Origin of the sequence: Parafilimonas sp., assembly GCF_047606085.1 — a bacterium.
Classification (GTDB): Bacteria; Bacteroidota; Bacteroidia; order Chitinophagales; family Chitinophagaceae; genus Parafilimonas.
Genome location: NZ_JASGEX010000055.1, coordinates 1 through 18,087, shown reverse-complemented (window position 1 = coordinate 18,087; position 18,087 = coordinate 1). Strand labels below are relative to the sequence as shown.

General features: G+C 42.3%; 16 protein-coding genes and 1 tRNA gene. 4 read left to right on the top strand and 13 right to left on the bottom strand.

Features of this window, described 5'->3' with window-relative positions:
• Positions 1-354: 354 nt before the first annotated feature.
• The 11 genes from QM629_RS04655 to QM629_RS04605 form a co-directional block, all read right to left on the bottom strand.
• Positions 355-442, bottom strand: a tRNA-Ser gene (locus tag QM629_RS04655).
• A 31-nt stretch (positions 443-473) separates the two neighbouring features.
• Complete coding sequence (locus QM629_RS04650; RefSeq protein WP_415157681.1) at positions 474-1,241, bottom strand: TatD family hydrolase; 768 nt, start codon at positions 1,239-1,241, stop codon at positions 474-476.
• A 122-nt stretch (positions 1,242-1,363) separates the two neighbouring features.
• Entirely contained in the window at positions 1,364-1,951 is a 588-nt protein-coding gene (locus QM629_RS04645) for a polysaccharide deacetylase family protein (RefSeq protein ID WP_415157679.1), read from the bottom strand.
• 101 nt (positions 1,952-2,052) lie between these two features.
• Positions 2,053-3,375 (bottom strand): alpha-L-fucosidase, encoded by a 1,323-nt coding sequence (locus tag QM629_RS04640; protein ID WP_415157677.1) that lies wholly within the window; start codon positions 3,373-3,375, stop codon positions 2,053-2,055.
• 269 nt (positions 3,376-3,644) lie between these two features.
• Complete coding sequence (locus QM629_RS04635) at positions 3,645-4,133, bottom strand: beta-carotene hydroxylase (RefSeq protein WP_415157675.1); 489 nt, start codon at positions 4,131-4,133, stop codon at positions 3,645-3,647.
• Entirely contained in the window at positions 4,130-4,819 is a 690-nt protein-coding gene (locus QM629_RS04630; protein WP_415157673.1) for a carotenoid biosynthesis protein, read from the bottom strand. The genes QM629_RS04635 and QM629_RS04630 overlap by 4 nt, the downstream gene beginning before the upstream one ends.
• Entirely contained in the window at positions 4,816-6,306 is a 1,491-nt protein-coding gene (crtD, locus tag QM629_RS04625; protein ID WP_415157671.1) for a 1-hydroxycarotenoid 3,4-desaturase CrtD, read from the bottom strand. Before crtD ends, QM629_RS04630 begins: the two co-directional genes overlap by 4 nt.
• Positions 6,307-6,313: 7 nt before the next feature.
• Positions 6,314-6,850 (bottom strand): isopentenyl-diphosphate Delta-isomerase, encoded by a 537-nt coding sequence (idi, locus tag QM629_RS04620; protein WP_415157669.1) that lies wholly within the window; start codon positions 6,848-6,850, stop codon positions 6,314-6,316.
• Between the two features lie 28 nt (positions 6,851-6,878).
• On the bottom strand, positions 6,879-8,891 hold the full coding sequence (locus QM629_RS04615; protein WP_415157667.1) for a gliding motility-associated C-terminal domain-containing protein: 2,013 nt from the start codon (positions 8,889-8,891) through the stop codon (positions 6,879-6,881).
• A 465-nt stretch (positions 8,892-9,356) separates the two neighbouring features.
• Positions 9,357-10,907, bottom strand: a complete 1,551-nt coding sequence (purH, locus tag QM629_RS04610; RefSeq protein WP_415157665.1) for a bifunctional phosphoribosylaminoimidazolecarboxamide formyltransferase/IMP cyclohydrolase — start codon at positions 10,905-10,907, stop codon at positions 9,357-9,359.
• A gap of 16 nt (positions 10,908-10,923) precedes the next feature.
• Positions 10,924-12,993, bottom strand: a complete 2,070-nt coding sequence (locus QM629_RS04605) for a ComEC/Rec2 family competence protein (RefSeq protein WP_415157663.1) — start codon at positions 12,991-12,993, stop codon at positions 10,924-10,926.
• 271 nt (positions 12,994-13,264) lie between these two features.
• On the opposite strand from QM629_RS04605, the gene QM629_RS04600 reads away from it, so the two are divergent.
• A complete protein-coding gene (locus QM629_RS04600) occupies positions 13,265-13,612 on the top strand; it encodes a hypothetical protein (RefSeq protein ID WP_415157661.1) in 348 nt (115 codons plus the stop codon).
• Positions 13,613-13,773: 161 nt separating this feature from the next.
• On the opposite strand, the gene QM629_RS04595 is transcribed toward QM629_RS04600, so the two are convergent.
• Positions 13,774-14,166, bottom strand: coding sequence for an RNA recognition motif domain-containing protein (locus QM629_RS04595; RefSeq protein ID WP_415157659.1), 393 nt, complete (start codon positions 14,164-14,166; stop codon positions 13,774-13,776).
• 555 nt (positions 14,167-14,721) lie between these two features.
• Here QM629_RS04595 and QM629_RS04590 point away from each other — a divergent pair.
• Genes QM629_RS04590 through QM629_RS04580 form a run of 3 tightly spaced genes read left to right on the top strand, consistent with a single transcriptional unit; the run spans position 14,722 to position 17,725 of the window.
• Positions 14,722-15,741, top strand: coding sequence for a PfkB family carbohydrate kinase (locus tag QM629_RS04590; RefSeq protein ID WP_415157657.1), 1,020 nt, complete (start codon positions 14,722-14,724; stop codon positions 15,739-15,741).
• Positions 15,734-16,402 carry a bifunctional 4-hydroxy-2-oxoglutarate aldolase/2-dehydro-3-deoxy-phosphogluconate aldolase gene (locus QM629_RS04585; RefSeq protein WP_415157653.1) on the top strand — a complete coding sequence of 223 codons (669 nt, stop codon included), beginning with the start codon at positions 15,734-15,736 and terminating at the stop codon, positions 16,400-16,402. Before QM629_RS04590 ends, QM629_RS04585 begins: the two co-directional genes overlap by 8 nt.
• Positions 16,403-16,420: 18 nt before the next feature.
• A complete protein-coding gene (locus QM629_RS04580) occupies positions 16,421-17,725 on the top strand; it encodes an MFS transporter (protein WP_415157651.1) in 1,305 nt (434 codons plus the stop codon).
• On the opposite strand, the gene QM629_RS04575 is transcribed toward QM629_RS04580, so the two are convergent.
• On the bottom strand, positions 17,682-17,981 hold the full coding sequence (locus QM629_RS04575) for a transposase (RefSeq protein WP_415157683.1): 300 nt from the start codon (positions 17,979-17,981) through the stop codon (positions 17,682-17,684). The two genes, QM629_RS04580 and QM629_RS04575, sit on opposite strands and share 44 nt — an antisense overlap.
• Between the last annotated feature and the right edge of the window lie 106 nt (positions 17,982-18,087).

Genomic DNA, 18,087 nt, shown 5'->3' with positions numbered 1-18,087 from the left:
GAAGAAGAATGTTTGGACATAGTACGTACTTTACGTATTACAAATAAAATCAAAACCCTTGAAAAAACAAGGGCTTTAAAAGAAAAAATCTTCCTAATACGTATGTCTATCCAAGTTAGGGTTTAAAGCATCGGCTGTTATTCTCAGGCGTGACGCATTACGGTACAAACAAGATAAACGATATCCTATTTTCTCTTACAATACCGGAAATATTGAAGGCCAGAAAGCAGACTCAAATACGTTCCGCCTTTTCAGCATTACTATTTAAGTGCATTAAGAGATAGTATGTATCGACCCGGACAAGTATCCATAGTTAAAGCAATCTTTGCAAAATATTTTTGAAGCCCCTCTCAGCGGAGACTGAGGGATTCGAACCCTCGATACCCTTTAGAGGCATACACACTTTCCAGGCGTGCTCCTTCAACCACTCGGACAAGTCTCCTGTTCAACAGGGCGGCAAAAATAATGGCTTTTTACTTCCCAAAAATTTTTTCTGCATTTGCTGTAGTAACGGCTGCAACTTCTTCCAGCGAAGTGTTTTTTACTTCCGCCAGTTTTTGCGCTATGATCTTTATATAGCTGCTCTCGTTGCGCCTGCCGCGATAGGGTGCGGGCGTTAAATATGGGGCATCTGTTTCCAGCACAATATGTATAAGATCAATGTTTGCCAACGTTTGCTCCAGGCCCGATTTTTTATAGGTGAGCACACCGCCAATGCCCAGTAAGAAACCCATTTCTATTATTTGGGCAGCTTCTTCATAACTGCCGCCAAAACAGTGAAAAATACCTTTCAGGCCTTTATCTGCATACGGCTTTACAAAACGAATCGTTTCCTCCATGGCATTGCGGGTATGGATTACTATCGGCAATTTTTCTTCAAGCGCCCATTGCATCTGCATCTCAAAAGCTTGGTATTGTTCATGCATAAACGCTGTGCTCCAGTGAAAGTCAAGGCCAATTTCACCCACTGCCGGAAAGGAAATTTTATTAGAAAAATCTTTGATCTGGCTTAATTCTTGCAAGAAATTCTGGTTAACAGAACAGGGATGTAATCCGGCCATTGCAAAACATTTTCCCGGGCTTGCCTGTTCCAAAGTCAACATGTCATTTATTACGGAACTATCAACACAAGGCAGGTAAAACCTGTTAACATTTTCAGATTCGGCCCGTAATAAAACATTGGCAAGGTCTTCTTTAAATTCGGGCAGGTACAGATGGCAATGGGTATCTATAAGTTGCATAATTTTTTTAAATTATTGTAGCTAAATTTTAGCCATGATCATATAATTCTTTATTTTTGATTTAGTTTTCATAGGGTACGGATTAAAAACGGGCTAAGGTTTCTACCTTGGCCTTCATTTTTTTATACGATCGTATTAAATGTATATCCGCGCCCGCTAAAATACTGCAGCGTTGCCGGAAGCGCATAGCGCATTCTCTCCCACGCTTTAGTGCTGTCGTGAAAGACAATGATCGAGCCGGGCCGGCTGAACATCAATACATTTTGGGCACATCTTTCAGGGGATAGCTTCTCATCAAAATCACCGCTTAACACATGCCACATGATGATTTTATAATGCAGCTTGTTCTTTAAATTTCTGGCAACAAAAGGCGATATTTTGCCATAAGGCGGCCTGAAAAGCTTTGAACTGATACACTGTGCGGCTTCTGCTATATCGCTTACGTAGCTTTTATTTTTGGTTTTCCAGCCGTTTAAATGACTAAAGGTATGATTGCCAACCGCATGGCCTTCGCCCAAAATGCGATCATAAATTGCAGGATGGGCTTTTACATTCTTACCGAGGCAAAAAAATGTGGCCCTGGCATTGTACTTTTTTAGCTGATCGAGTATAAAAGGCGTTGCTGTTTCATGCGGTCCGTCATCAAAGGTGAGAAATAGCACTTTTTCCTTTACAGGCATCTTCCATACCATGGAGGAATTTAGTTTCATGAACCAGGATGGAATGCAAGGCGTGTAAAACATTGCTCAAAATTACACGAATACTCCGGTCACACCGCTATGCGGGCCGACCGGAATAACAAACCTAAAAATTATTTCCTGTTTACAAGAACAATTACTTTATCAGCTTCATCTGCAGCCGGGCTTACAGGAATGGTAAGTGCGCCGCCTGATAACTGTATTTGCACCGCAGTATTATCTTTCAGCAAATAAGCTCTGGCAATTTTCTTAAAAGGAAAGTTTTCCAGGTGTATTAAAGTTGCATTTTCATCAAGCACATGCACAAACATCGTATCACCCTTTTGTGTAATGCACCCCCATGCCTGCGGCTTTATATAACCGCCTTTTGTACCGTAAATGCTTTCACCATAAGTGGTAAGCCAGTTGCCCATATAAGCCATTCTTTCAAGAAATTCAGGCTGGATTTTACCGTTTGGCATGGGCCCGATGTTAAGCAGGAGATTAGCGCCATAGCCACTTGCCCGTACCAGCAGGTTAATTAACTGTTTAGGCGTTTTATAACTTGTATCGGTAAGATTAAAACCCCAGGAATTATTCATGGTCACGCAGGATTCGAGCGGCAGGCCGGAAGGTTTTTGATAATTTAAACCACCTTTATTTTCGCCCGGCAGATCCTGTTCAAACATCTGGAAATCTTCACCAGGCAAGGGAGAAAGGTGATGATTATTTCCAATTAAACACTGCGGCTGCAGTGTATGAATGAGTGCATAAATTTCATCCAGATGCCAGTCAATTCTTGGCGTTCTGTCGGCAGCGCCTTCCGGTTCAGTCTGATCCCAATAGCCATCGAACCAAATACCGGCCACTTCGCCATAATTGGTAAGTAATTCGGTTAACTGCTGTTCCATAAATTTTATATAGTTATTCCAGTCGCCATGAACCGTTCTGCCGGCACCTTTGCCGGTTCTGCCCGTCCAGTAGCTGTAATCATCGCGCCGCCAGTCAAGCAATGAATAATAAAAAAATATTTTCAGGCCCTGCTTATGGCATTCATCGGCAATCATTTTTACAATATCTTTTTTGTAAGGCGAGTTCATGATATTAAAGTCTGAAGCTTTGGTATCCCACATACTAAACCCGTCGTGGTGCCGTGTGATCAGGGTAATATATTTCATGCCGGCATTTTTGGCAGCGGCAACCCAGGCGGCCGCATCAAAATCAATGGGATTAAAAAAATCCATCAGCCTCGTATAATTCTTTACCGTTATGTTGCGGTTGTTCATCACCCATTCGCCATCGCCGGGAATGCTGAACGGGCCCCAGTGAATAAATAACCCAAAACGGGCATCTTCAAACCACTGCCTTGCAGCCAGGTTTTGGGGTGTTGGCGTGTATTGCGCTTTCACTGATGAAAAGGCTATAAAACATACAAGAACAGTTGCTAATTTTTTCATGAACTATATTTTTAAACGTTTTGAAGTTAGGCATATAGCAATAAACTTATAATTATATGTTCAAATATAAAATCACAAACGATTGCATTTATTGGCATAATTTTTAAATTACCATCCTAAAATTTAAACTATGCGAGACTGGTTACGAACTTTAATTGCGGGGTATGGCGCTTATAAATGGGGCGGCGGCTGCCTGGGCTCAATTGTGGTTTTCCTGCTTATTTACTGGGCGCTGGGCCATTGTTAATTTTATCAGCAGTTATTCATCCTTAACGGGAGAACTGGTCTTTTTGAACCTGTTCATCCCGTTTTATTTTGTCCCAATATTTTTTTGCAACAAACAGCATCCCAAAGCTTTCACCCTCTTCTTTATTTAAATGGCGGTGATGCATTTTATGCGCCCACCGTATTGCTTTTACATAGCGGTTATTGCTTTTTGTAAAAAACTTAAACCGCCGGTGAATGATTATTTCATGCACAATAAAATAAGCAATGCCATACAAAGTTATGCCGCAGCCAATGCTTACAACCCACCATGCTTCACTGCTCCATCCAAACTGAATGCACAACCAGCCGGGGATAGCAAAAATCAAAAAAAAGAGATCGTTCTTTTCAAACAAACCATCGTGTGGCTGATGATGATCTTTATGGAGGTTCCATAAAAAACCATGCATTACATATTTATGTGCAAACCACGCAATGCCTTCCATAAAAACAAAGGCGGCAACAGAGATCAATATGCAGATAAAAAGGCTCATAAGAATGTTCGAAGCACTAAAAAAAACAATAGCTGTATCATAAACAAATGTACTGCGAACACGTTGCGGTTGCCCATATTTAGTTTTTTAAAAACAGCCAGCAATAAAGCGCTTAAAAATATCCAGCTTATATAATTAAAGAACGGCACATGGCCGCCTTGCCATTGCCAGTAACCAAGTTTTGTAGCCACAGGTTCCATTATCCAGTCAAACAGCACAGCGAGAAAAACAGCATCAACCATAAAAGAAACCATCTGCAATGGTTTGCTTATGGAAAGGCCGCCGGTGTTTAGCCTGCGCAGCATATAATTTTCATAAGCCTGCGTAAACATGCCCGTGCAATAAATGATGATAAACCAATTAATGCCAATAATCAAAGGCACATGTAGCAATTGCAGGCCTAATGCCGGGCCATAGGTATATTTTCCAAAAACCATAGCCGTATTTACGCCAAATGCCTCTGCCAGAAAACCTGTAATGCAGGCGGTAAAAAAAAACAGGAAGAAGTTTTTATTTTTTTGAGGATGGGTGATAATAAGCATCCCTGCCATTACTAAAAGATTGATGGCCGTGCTTTTTATAAACCAGCCTTTATAAGATGTAAGCAGGATGCCGGCTAAGCCGCATGCATGAAATAACAATGCAATAAAAAGAGCAGCTTTATTAAGATTTAACCTGGTATTCATGCAATGTATTTGCTGCTGTTTTTAATAATGAGGTTTGAAGTTATTTCAGCGCTTTTTAAACATAACGGTATGCCACCACCGGGATGCACCGTTCCGCCGGCAAAATAAAGCCCGCATATAGTTTTGCAAAAATTGGGATGCCTGCTGAAAGCAGCGTGCCTGCTGTTTGAAGCTGTGCCATAAATAGCGCCCGCGAAACCTGAGGTTTCTGCTTCAATCTTTTGCGGATGCAACACAGCTTCAGTTTCAATTAGGGGCTCAATATCCGTTTGCAGCATGCGACGGAGTTTGGCAATGATATTTTTTTTGTATGATTGAATAATCTCCGGTTCACTCATCTTTACATCGCTTGCAACATTTACCATTACAAACCAGTTTTCTTTACCGGCAGGCGCATGATTGCCCGGCTCGCATTTAGACGTAATGTTGATATAAATTGTGGGATCGGCATAAACAGTTTTTGTATTGAAAATACTGCGAAACTCTGCTTCATAATTTTTACTGAAAAAGATATTATGCAATGCAAGCTGCGTAAATTCTTTCTTAATGCCCCAGTAAAAAACAATGGCGCTGCTGCTTCTCTCCTGCCTTAAAATTTCATTTGCCTTATGCTTATCATTCAGCAATAGCCTGTATGTAAAATACACATCGGCATTGCTTACAACAACATCGGCATATAACCCCTTCTCATTTACAAGCAAACCCGTTGCCCTGTTATGCTGCGTTATAATTTTTTGCACCGGCGAATTAAAATAAAACTGTACGTTCATCTTCTTTGCAAGATTATACAATGCATTGCTTACAGCCACCATGCCGCCTTTTGGGTAAAAAACGCCTTCATTAAATTCTATATGCGGAATAAGCTGCAGCATGGCAGGCGCTTTATACGGGCTGCTGCCATTATAGGTGGCAAAGCGGTTGAATAATTGCACAACATGCGGGCTGCTGAATTTTCTTTTATTGGCGTTATTCAGTGTAGAAAATATATAAGAAGGTTTTGTATGAAGCAACGCCTTCAATACAGTTGCATGAAACCATGTTGATGCTTTATGCAATGAATTATTAAGAAATATTTCGCCTGTATGCTTATATATCGCCTTTGATTCTTCAAGGTAGCTGATGATATGGCCTGTGGCTTCGCCGGTTTTCGATTCCAGTTCTTCTGCAAGCAATTCTTTATTGCTGTAAGCATTAAGCACAACACCGTCTTCATAAAAATATTTACAGCCCACTTCTATGGGCGCATAATTAAAGTATTGCTGTATATCTTCATTACAAAGCTTAAACAGCTCTTCTATATTTCCGGGCTGAACAAATAAACTGGGGCCGGCATCAAACCGGTAGCCATCCTGCTCAATAAGGTGACTTTTGCCGCCGGGATAATTGTTCTTTTCAAAAACAGTTACTTCAAAGCCATGCACGGCAAGCCTTATAGCGCAAGCCATGCCTGCAATACCTGAACCTATTATAAAAACTTTCGTTCGCACAGTATGGTTAGGCAACCGCAGCGGTTGTATTCATCCATTTTTTTATAAGAGGAAAAGCGAGTAAAAACCATGCGGTAAATTTATGGGAGTGCGTTTGCAAATCAGATTCAATTTCTTCCATTGAACGGAAGCAAACTTCCTGCACTTCGGTTTTATTAAGATGCATATTGCCATTATAAGTTCCTGCAAAAACATGATCAAATTCATGTTCGGTGAGGCCATTTTCAAATGAAGCTTTATAACTGAATTCAAATATTTCCCCAAGCTGTGTTTCAAACCCTAATTCTTCTTTTAAGCGCCTCGCTGCCGCGTCTTGCGTTTTTTCGCCGGGCCTGGGGTGGCTGCAGCAGGCATTCGTCCATAAGCCGGCGCTGTGATATTTGCCGGCAGCCCTTTGCTGCAGCAGCATCTCATTCTTATCATTGAATATAAATATGCTGAAAGCCCGGTGCAGCCTGCCTTTAAGATGCGCCTCCATCTTCTCCATTACGCCAGTTTCTTCGTCCTGCTCATTTACTAAAATCACTTCTTCCATTGTTACCATGAGGATTTAAAGTTTTAAATAGCATTTGTTATCGTATCAATACCGTTGTTCCCTTTAGCGAATATGGCTGCCCTGTTTCATGGTCTTTATAATTTAACATCCATATATAGGTGCCCGCCGCCTGCGGATAGCCATTAATTCTCCCGTCCCATTTTTTAGTCCAGTCCCGCGTTTCAAAAACAAGCTGGCCCCATCGGTTATAAACCCGGAACACAAGGCCATCGGCCTTATAGGCATTTAAAGGGTAAAGATAATCGTTAAGGCCATCACCATTTGGTGTAAATGCGCCCGGCACCGCAATATAACAGCTATAATGCACTATAAGGTTTTGATAAGAAGTATCAAAGCAGCCAAGGTTATTTTCTACGATAAGCGATATGGGATAAGAAGACCCATTTCTTGTTAAAGGCGCCGGATAATATTTGGGAGAAGGGTTTTGCATGGTGGTTGTGGTGCCATCGCCCAAAGCCCAAAGCCAGCTTACAATTGTACCAATGCTCGAATCAACAAACTGCGCAGCATCTTCAGGGCATAGCTCATTGGAAGGAAGGATGTAAAAGCGTGATACCAGTTCGTTATCCAGCAGGATGTTTGCTTCTGCAGAATCGGCGCACAAATCATTGCTTACATATAATTGTATATGCTTGCTGCCATAATCAGTAAAAACAAAAAAAGAATCCCTTGCATCGCTTGTGCCGTTTACATCAAATATCCAGCTCCAGTTGTTTACATTATTCCTGCCATCGTGGCTATAGAATAAAGTGTCATTCACACAACCTAATCCCACACGGTAAGCAAAATCAGCAGAAACGGTATCTGCTGTTATAAAACTCAATGAAGTGCCTGCCGGCGTTTCCTGCGCACATTCATCAAGAATGGTATTGCCGTCGGTTCCCTCTTTTAAAGTGAGCGCGAAATTTCCTGCTGTTTGTACAGGCTTGCTTAGCTTCACTGCAATAATATTGCTTACGCCATTGCTGCAATTTTCACCGGCTGCTGATACAACCGAAACAGGAATGGTTCCGCTAACGGTAAAATCGCTTCCATCTGAAGCCACTGAGCTGCAAAGCATCGGCTTGGTAAACACCAGCTTTAATACATCCGGCGCACATCCCACCGGCACAATGCTATCCATAGGCGTGGGGGCAAGCGGGTAAACGGTGAATGATATTGCCGAGTTGGGCGCAATATTGTTGCCGCAGTTATCAAGCAGGGTATTGCTGTCGCTGCCATTTTGAATAATCAAAGAATAACTGCCGGCGGGCAATGGCTGGTCTAACGTGATTTTTACTGAATCCATATCAAATGAACTGCTGCAGTTAATGCCCTCTGCCGACTGCACTTTAGCCGATGAGGAAGACAGCGTAAAATCACTGCCGTTTGCGGCAAGGCTCGAACATTGTACTTTCTTATTTAACCGGAGATAAATGATCTCGCCTGAACAGCTTGCATCCGCTTCAAGCATTTGCGGTTTCAAAGGGTCGTCAATGCTTGCCGTGCCGCCGCTGAATGCAAGATCATACCCGCTTTGGTTACCGCCTGAAAAATGGCTTATCAGCAGCAGGTATTCATGCCCTGCTGTTATCGTGGGCATTTTGCTGAAAGTGGTATGATTGTCAGCCGGGTTAGAAGCACAACTGATACTGTTTGAACTGCTTGCCGATGTGCCTGTGATGCCATAGCTGCCGCTCCAGTTTCCGGCAACAAACAGGGAACTGTTTGTATAAACTTCAGAAGGATTGTGCCCTGTAATATCAAAAAGCTGCCAATCGTAATCATCACCTAAATTTTCAGGTGTTATTAAAAAGCCCAGTGTGCCGGTTTTATAGCAGGTGAACCTGTACCAAAAGGGATTATAATCAACATAACTGACGCCATCATTACAGGGCACGGGAACAACGTTGTTGCTGCAGGTGGGCACGCTTGTTTGATGAAAAGTTTGAACGCCGCAAACGGGAAATGCTGTTTCCGGTGTTTGGCCAAGCGTTGTACAGCTTTGGCTTTCGCTTCGCAAACAGCCTGTAAGGAAAAGTAAACACAAACATATTTTAAGCATGTTTTACAAATTAAAATAATTGCCTTTAATTAACGTGAGTTCGGGATAAGTTGCAGATTGCCCTTCATTTCGATCCCGAAAGCATTCGGGAGAGAAATCTCTCGAAATGCAGCCAGCAAAAAAATCATGAAAACTTTCCTGTCGTCGAGGTGAGGACTCAACTTCATAACAAACCCAACAACATAATATCCAATCAGAATTTCAATTTCTTATCCCGAACTCACGTTAATTATTAAACAGCTATTAATAAGATATGAATGGAGGTTGCAACGTTGCAATACGGTTGAAAAATTTTGACGGCTATGGGTGAGACACCGACCGGTAGCAAGCGCTACGGCGGGCGTTCCCGCCCGCCTGTGAAAAATTGAAATGCACCCTACATGCCTTTAACCTGCGCAGCCGGGAACATATTATATAGCAAGAGAGGTAGCAGCCTGCCTGCAAAATAGTTTAATGCCTGAAATGTCTTATGCCTGTAATGACCATAGCAAGGTTATTTTGCACACAATAGTCAATGCTGTCTTTATCCCTTACCGATCCGCCGGGCTGAATAAAAGCTTCCATGCCGGCCGCATGCGCCATTTGAACGCAATCATTAAAAGGAAAGAAAGCATCACTTGCCAATACGGCGCCGTTCAGATCAAACTTAAACTGCTTCGATTTTTCAATGGCCTGGCGCAATGCATCAATACGGCTGGTTTGCCCGCAGCCCTTTCCAATCAGCTGTTTGTTTTTTGTTAAAGCAATGGCATTGCTTTTTAAATGCTTGCAAACAATATTGGCAAAAGAAAGGTCATCATGCTCCGCAGCAGTTGTTTTCCGGCCGCCCACTTCTTTCCATTCACTATAGTTGCCTTTGTCTGTATCCTGCGCCAGCGTGCCGCCAAGTACAGATTTATATTGAATGCCGGAAGCATTAGCATCTGTCAACTGCAAAAGAATCCTGTTCTTTTTTGATTTTAATATTTGCAACGCATCTTCATCAAAAGACGGAGCCATCAATACTTCAAAAAATATTTCATTTATGGCAGAAGCGGTTGCTGCATCAATAGCTTTATTGCACACAAGCACGCCGCCAAATGCGCTTTCCGGATCGCCGGCCAGCGCTGCACCCCAGCTTTCTTTTACAGAAGGCCGTTGCGCAATGCCGCAAACATTGGTGTGTTTAATAATGGCAAAGGTTATGTCCCCATCCCCCGAAGGCGGGTTATTAAATTCGTTGATTAATTGTATGGCTGCATCTATGTCAACAAGGTTATTATACGATATTTCTTTACCATGCAACTGACTGAAGCAGTTTTTCAAATCACCATAAAACAAGGCATGCTGGTGCGGGTTTTCACCGTAACGCAGGTTTTTCTTTTCATGAAAAGGATTGAATAATGTTTGGTTGAAATAGTTGCTGATAGCTATATCGTAATTCATAACTACTTCAAAAGCTTTGGCGGCAAATTGCCTGCGCTGTTCAAGTGTTGTTTCGCCTCTTTGCGATTGCAGCAGCGATACCAGCGGCTGGTAATCTTCTTCTGCAGCAACAACCAGTACATCTTTAAAATTTTTAGCGCCGGCGCGTATCATGGAAGGTCCGCCAATATCAATCTTCTCAATTATTGTCTTTTCCACGCTGCTGCCATCGCCGCTAAACAAAGGCGAGGCATATTGCGCCACCGTTTCCTCAAAAGGATAAAGGTCAACGATCACCAGATCAATTTCAGGTATTTTATATTGGGCCATTTCCTGCAAATCCTGTTCAACATCTCTCCTGCCCAAAATGCCGCCAAATACAGACGGGTGCAGCGTTTTTACCCTTCCGCCAAGTATAGAAGGATATGTGGTTAACGATTCAACCGGGATACATCTTATATTAAGGTCTTCTATAAAATTTTGTGTGCCGCCTGTGGAGTAAATTTTTATGCCAAGCTGTTCGAGTGTTTTTACAACAGGCTCTAACCCGTCTTTATAAAAAACGGAAATTAATGCGCCTGATATTTTCTTTTGCATGAGATTGTATTTAAACCTATAGATTCAAAATGAAAGCACCTTGTTCCTGTACCGAATAAAAGCGCAAATGTAATTGCTCAAATTCTTTTTTCCATTTTGAAAATTTCCATGATGGCACACTGCTGTCGGCAACAATGTACCTGCAGTTGAAAAGCGCATGCAATTGGCTGGGCGCAATGGTTGCGCCACGGGAAAGTATGATTACATCAACATTTATCTTATGCAGGCTTTTTTCTTTAAATGCCTGCTCACCAAGCACCAATACCCGCAGGGCGCCTGTTTTAATTATTATGTTTGAAATATCAGGCAGCAATATCTCTTTGGAAGCATAAAGCCCGTTTTTTATACGGGCAGGCTTTATATTATAATTCCGGAGAAATACATCTTTTATTACAGCGGTATCGCCAAAGAAGCGGCAATTTTCCCCGGCAATAAGATCAACAGCCCGGTACTTAGGAATGTTATAAACAATTAATTTCTGCTGTGCTTTATGCCGCAGAAGATTCACATCGCGCAGAACAAAAAATACCAGCATATACAGCAAAACCATCACCATATTTTTTGAGCGCTTTGTAAACAGCCAAAGCGTTATGAATATTATTGCAGCAAATAAGGCCAGCAGTTGCAGCAAAGAAATATGCAATCCTTCCCACACTGAAAACGGAAGCTTATCAATATGCAGCGTAAAAACATTCATCAGCCATATTAATGCCCCAGTTATTTTTCCTATGCATGATGCCACAATGGGCGCCCATGAAAAAAGAAACAGCGCAAGCTCTGCAATAAGCACCAGGCTTGATAACGGAACAACCACCAGGTTGCTGAATAAGAACAGCAGCGGCAACTGGTGGAAATGATAGATAACCAATGGCAAAGTAAACACCTGGGCGCATAAGCTTACAGCGCACAAATCCCATACCCACCTTACAGTCTTATTCTTAAAATACAGCAGCTTTCTCACGGGCTTAAAAAAAACGAGTATCCCCAAAACTGCCGTATAGGATAACTGAAACCCAACATCCCATAAATAGAAAGGGTTAATGAGCAGCAGCACAAAAGCAGAGGCAGCAAGTGTATTGTATATATTGGTGTTTTTGCCGATAAACTTTCCAAACAATATAAACGTAAACATAATGGCAGCCCTTAACACAGAAGGTGCAGCGCCGGCAATTAAGGTAAATAACCATATAACCGTTAATACCACAACAGACTCTATCCATTTTTTTGAATGGGATAATCTTAACAACGAAAACAAGCGAAGCAGCCCGGCATAGATCATGGCAAGGTGTAAACCGCTTATTGCAATTATATGTACAACGCCTGTATTGCTGTACGCCTGCACGAGGTCTTTGTCAAGATCATTCCTGTAGCCGATCAATAAAGCTTCTGCAATGCCAAGCTCTTGGGGAGCATGAATGCTTAGCCTTAATGTTTGCAGGGCTTTATCTCTTATGGCAAATAAAAAAAACTGTAAAACATTTTTATTTTTCGATGAAAGGATGTGATAATCGTTTGCCGCAAGAAACGCCTGTGATGTTATGCCCTTAAACAAACAATAGCGTCTGTAATCAAAAGTGGCGGGATTTCCGCTGCTTTGTATTGCCTGCAAAGAGGCATTGGAAATAATTTGAGATCCGTAATACAATGCAGGTTTTATGGAATCTTTTTTAAAATAAAGCAACACCCTGCCTTTTACGGGAATTCGGGCATTATTGAACACAGCGCTTATTTCAGCAAGCGCTTTATAAGATTTGGGTTTTTCCTCCAATGGCTCCAGCACCGTAAGCAGCACCGCATCACCAGGCTTATAATATTTGCCATACCAGTCCGCCCGGTTGGTAACATCCTGGTTAAACAGAAACAACATGCCCGCCCCGCAAAAGAGCATAAGCCATAACAACCCTCCTGCCCAGCCATAGATAAATTTTTTAGGCATGGGCATTATTGCAAAACTTATAAGCAGCAATGCCAGCGCACCTATATATGCCAATATAACCGGCAGCGAAATTCTTAAATACCATGCCGCTATTATGCCCGCACATAAAGCTATAAACAACCGCAGAAAAGGAATGCGCTTAAAAAACATAGATCAGCAGGTTTTGTCCTGTTTTAAAGTTATTCACTTCATAAGTTTGGCTGCATATTTTCAGATAATTATTTTATCATTTTTCCCAAAAACAAAATTTTAACTGCATTAACTTAAAAAATAGCTTACTTTTGCACTCCCGTTTATTGTTTAACAAAATTTCATTTACAGAATGTTCTCTAACAGTTTGTTTGAAAAGTTGGAATTAAGCGAAGAAAAAAACTTACTTATCCAAGGTCTCCCTTCTTCAATTGAAAAACAGTTCGCAAAGTTGTCTTATGCAAAAAATGTTACACCGCTTTTAAGATCGAAAAAGATTGATTTCGCTTTGGTTTTTGCGGTCAACCGCAACCAGTTGTGCAACATTTTGCAGGATGTTTTTCCCGCCCTGCACAAAAACAGTAAGCTCTGGATCGCTTATCCTAAAGTCACAAGTAAGATTGCAAGCGATCTGAACAGGAATGCAGGCTGGCAGGTATTAAGCGACTGTGAGTATGAAGCCACTACGCAGGTAGCATTAGACCATGTTTGGACTGCCATGTTATTTAAGAAAAATTGCTGCGAAGAGCCTGCAGTCTTAAAATCAAAGGCAAAGTCTGTATTGTCTGAAATTGAATAAATACAAAAATCATCTGCTTATATCTTTTCATAATCATGCCGGTTTACCGCGCATGGCCATTTCTTTTTTACAGATGCACATAAAAAAAAGAAGTTCCGGGATGTTTTGGAACTTCTTAATGCGTTTTCCAGGAAGCCTATTTCAGAATCCGGTTATACTGATTAATAACGGTTATAGCCGCCGCCTTCACCGCGGTTACGGTTGTAACCGCCACCGCCGCCACGGCTTCCGCCGCCGCCGCGATTATAACCGCCGCCACCGCTGCCAAAACTTTTCTTCTTATAGCCACTGCCGCCACCTTCACCTTCTTTGCGCGGTGCAGACTCGTTTACGATAATTTTCCTGCCGGATAATTCTGTATCGTGCAGGTTGCTGATGGCCTGGCGCGCTGCTTCATCATCACTCATTTCAACAAAACCAAAGCCTTTGCTGCGGTTATTATTGAACTTGTCGGTAATAATTTTTGCAGAAACAACCTCGCCATAGGGAGTAAATAAATTGTGAAGGTCATCACTGGTTAAGCTCCAGTTTAAGTTTCCTACATAAATGTTCATACTTAAATGTTTAATTTTTAAAAAGAACAGAAACCCAAAAATCAAAAACATTTACGGGAAACGTTTAGGAGCAATGGACTAATCTGTAACAATATACATGCGAAAATATGGGAAATATTGATTTTTATACTATCCGCGTGAAAAATATTGAAAACTTAATTACGAAGTGCATTTATATAAAAAATAATTATTTGTTATTGTCTTCCTTATTCATCCCAATTACCGGAAAAGCCTGAGCCGGCAGATGAAATAATCAACAGCTTCAATGCATTTTCATTCGTACAAATTTGATTTTTCAATGGTCTCCTGCCTGTCCCGAACTTGCTTCGGGAGAACCCCGCTATGTTCATTCCCCTCCCGAAGCTGGTTCGGGACAGGTTGTGTGAGAAAAATTATCATGCCCGGTTTCATCAACAAAAAATGTGCTCAGCCGCCAGCCTCACCAAACATCTACGATAACGTTTTCGTAAATAATTTTACGAACAGGCGCATCATTCCCTGAATATCGCATCACAATTGCCTGTTGCAACATACATTTGGCAATATCGCAATCAAATGCATAAAATTTTTTGTTTCGGAGAAATATTGATGCGCATGTCGCCGGCGCTGAATGGCCGGTGGCTGCAACAAAACGATATGCCTGTTTATATTGGCGGCGCCGAATTAAATGTGGCAACCGCATTGGCAAAATGGAATACACCGACCGGTTATTGCACTGCCATGCCGGAGCATTATCTTTCCCATGAAATAGTACAATACATACGGCATAAAAATATTGATACTGCACCCATGCGTTTCAGCGGAAGCCGCATCGGTATTTATTTTCTGCCGGAAGGCGCCGACCTTAAACATGCAGGCGTTATTTACGACAGGGCGCATTCATCATTTGCAGAACTGCAGCCCGGCGAAATAAACTGGAACGAATTGCTGAAAGAATATACCTGGTTTCATTTCAGCGCCATCTCACCTGCGGTAAGTGAAAGCGCCGCACAGGTTTGCCTCGAAGCTGTAAAAGCAGCCTCTGAAAAAAACATTACGGTTTCAGTTGACTTAAATTACCGTGCAAAACTTTGGAAATATGGCATAGCGCCTCCTGCCATCATGCAGCAGCTATTGCCTTACTGCCACGTGGTAATGGGGAATATATGGAGCGCGAATGCCTTGCTGGGTATTGATATAGATGAGCAGATTCATGACAAAAAAAGCAAACAGGCTTATACAGATCATGCGGAGATAACTGCAAAAACCATCATGCAACAATTTCCCGCATGCCATACAGTGGCCAATACTTTCAGGTTTGACGATAACGCCGGCATCAGGTATTATGCATCGCTTCATACAGGTAATGCACCATATATTTCGCAGGAATTCGCCAGCAAAAAAGTAATTGATAAAGCCGGCAGCGGCGATTGCTTTATGGCGGGGCTTATTTACGCAGCAACGAATAGTTATCAGCCGCAAAGCACCATTAATTTTGCTGCTGCCGCCGCTTTTGGAAAATTGCATGAGGCTGGCGATACTACATCTCAAACAATTGAACAAATTCAATCCACAATAAAAAAAATACATGCTTAGCCATACAGAAATAAAAGAACTTATACAGCAGCAAAGTGTATTACCCTTATACTTTCATGAAGATGGAGATATAAGTATCGAAGTGCTGAAAGCTTTATACAGCGCCGGCATTCGCATTATTGAATATACAAACCGGGGCGATAATGCCCTTGCCAATTTTAGAAAATTAAAAGATGCCTGTGCGGAAAACTATAAGGATATGCTGCTTGGCATTGGCACCATAAAAACAGCAGAAGCAGCCAATGCTTTTATACAGGCAGGCGCTGATTTTTTAATCAGCCCCGCATGGAATGACGAAATACTTGCAATATGCAATGAAAAAAATTATCTATGGATACCCGGCTGCATGACGCCAACCGAAATTGCTTACGCTGAATCAAAAGGCATAACCATGGTAAAATTATTTCCGGGCAATATACTCGGGCCTTCATACATATCGGCCATTAAAGAGGTTTTCCCCGGAATGAAATTTATGCCTACAGGCGGCGTTTCGCTGGATAAAGATAACCTGGCAGGATGGTTTAAATCGGGCGTTGTTGCTGTTGGCATGGGCAGCAAGCTCATCAGCAAAGCGTTGATAAATAATAAAGATTATGCAGCAATTGAAGCACTGGCAAAAGAAGCGCTGGAAATGGCAAAAAAGATAAAAACAGAAATCTAAAATACCAGTTTAATAACGATGCAAAATAAAGCCATAGGAAAGTACAGGTGGACGATCTGCGCGCTCATTTTCTTTGCCACTACGATCAACTATCTTGACAGGTCTGTTATCAGTTTGCTGAAATCAGACCTTGAAAAACAGTTTAACTGGAGCGAAAGTGATTATTCAGATATTGTTATTGCTTTCCAGTTTTGTTATGCCATTGGCTTGTTACTGGCTGGCCGTTTTGTAGATAGAGTGGGCACCAAAGCCGGATATGCCATTTCCATACTCGCATGGAGCATTGCGGCCATTGGGCATGCTATTGTAAAAAGCACGGTGGGCTTTGTGTTTGCCCGCGGGGCATTGGGCATAAGCGAAGCCGGCAATTTTCCTTCCGCCATAAAAACAGTTGCGGAATGGTTTCCTAAAAAAGAAAGGGCGCTGGCAACCGGCATTTTTAATTCAGGCGCCAATATCGGCGCTATCGTGGCGCCGCTTACGGTTCCTTTTATTGCGGCGCAGTGGGGCTGGCAGTGGGCATTTATCCTCACGGGCGCTACCGGTTTCTTATGGCTGGTATTTTGGTTTGCTTTTTATGAAATTCCTGCCAGGCAAAAAAAGCTAAGCAAAGCAGAATACAATTATATACATAGCGACGCGGATGAAGCTAAAGTTCCGGATCAGACTGCTGATACCGGCAAGGTATCGTGGCTTCGCCTGTTGTCATTTAAACAAACATGGGCGTTTTTCTTTGGCAAGTTTTTAACTGACCCGGTATGGTGGTTTTATTTATTCTGGCTGCCTGCATTTTTAAAAGCCCAGTATGGCCTTCAGGAAACGGCGGTAGCATTGCCTGTGGCGCTGGTATATACCATGTCTTCATTCGGCAGCATATTTGGCGGCTGGCTGCCTTATTATTTTATTAACAGGGGATGGACGGTGTACCGTTCACGCAAAACGTCCATGTTTATTTATGCATTGTGTGCAGTGCCGGTAGTACTTGCCCAGGTGGCGGGCGGCATTAACATGTGGCTGGCCATAACCATTATCGGCATTGCGGCTGCGGGCCACCAGGCATGGAGCGCCAATATTTTTACAACGGTATCAGATATGTTTCCTAAAAAAGCCGTGGCATCTGTAACCGGCATTGGCGGTATGGCGGGTGCTATTGGCGGCATGCTGATCGCCTGGCTGGCCGGCATGTTGTTCGATCATTATAAAGCGCTCGGCAATATTGAAACGGGCTACTATATTATGTTCATCATCTGCGGATGTGCCTACATAGCAGCATGGCTTATCATGCATTTACTTGTTCCGTCAACAAAAAAAGCAGAGATATAATCACCGCAATGCCGCGCCTGCACAGTGTAGTATAGCAAGGTACAGGTTCCCGGACATTTAACAGCCCGAAAATACTTTTTATAAACCCTTCTGTCTGCCGCAACGGTAAATGATATGCTTTGCGCACCACCAGGCAGCTTTCAATAGCCAGTGCTCTGTATTTCTTTTGGCCCCCACGCTTATTTTCAGGCGCCTGCCTCCAATGAGAAGCAATATTTGCATCAACCCATAATGGTAAAGACCCCCGTTGTTTCAAGCCTGCATTATACGCTCCCCAATTTGTTACTTTGTATTTACCTTTACCCAAAGGATGTAGTTTTTTGTTATCAATTTGTTTCGCAACAACTAAATAACTTAACTAT

Bases quoted from the DNA above. Each gene is read 5' to 3' on its own strand.
- purH (WP_415157665.1), bottom strand. From the start codon at position 10,907: ATGCAAAAGAAAATATCAGGCGCATTAATTTCCGTTTTTTATAAAGAC.
- idi (WP_415157669.1), bottom strand. From the start codon at position 6,850: ATGGTAACAATGGAAGAAGTGATTTTAGTAAATGAGCAGGACGAAGAA.
- QM629_RS04635 (WP_415157675.1), bottom strand. From the start codon at position 4,133: ATGAGCCTTTTTATCTGCATATTGATCTCTGTTGCCGCCTTTGTTTTT.
- QM629_RS04595 (WP_415157659.1), bottom strand. From the start codon at position 14,166: ATGAACATTTATGTAGGAAACTTAAACTGGAGCTTAACCAGTGATGAC.
- QM629_RS04580 (WP_415157651.1), top strand. From the start codon at position 16,421: ATGCAAAATAAAGCCATAGGAAAGTACAGGTGGACGATCTGCGCGCTC.
- QM629_RS04590 (WP_415157657.1), top strand. From the start codon at position 14,722: ATGCATAAAATTTTTTGTTTCGGAGAAATATTGATGCGCATGTCGCCG.
- QM629_RS04645 (WP_415157679.1), bottom strand. From the start codon at position 1,951: ATGAAACTAAATTCCTCCATGGTATGGAAGATGCCTGTAAAGGAAAAA.
- QM629_RS04650 (WP_415157681.1), bottom strand. From the start codon at position 1,241: ATGCAACTTATAGATACCCATTGCCATCTGTACCTGCCCGAATTTAAA.
- QM629_RS04585 (WP_415157653.1), top strand. From the start codon at position 15,734: ATGCTTAGCCATACAGAAATAAAAGAACTTATACAGCAGCAAAGTGTA.
- QM629_RS04630 (WP_415157673.1), bottom strand. From the start codon at position 4,819: ATGAATACCAGGTTAAATCTTAATAAAGCTGCTCTTTTTATTGCATTG.
- QM629_RS04640 (WP_415157677.1), bottom strand. From the start codon at position 3,375: ATGAAAAAATTAGCAACTGTTCTTGTATGTTTTATAGCCTTTTCATCA.
- QM629_RS04605 (WP_415157663.1), bottom strand. From the start codon at position 12,993: ATGTTTTTTAAGCGCATTCCTTTTCTGCGGTTGTTTATAGCTTTATGT.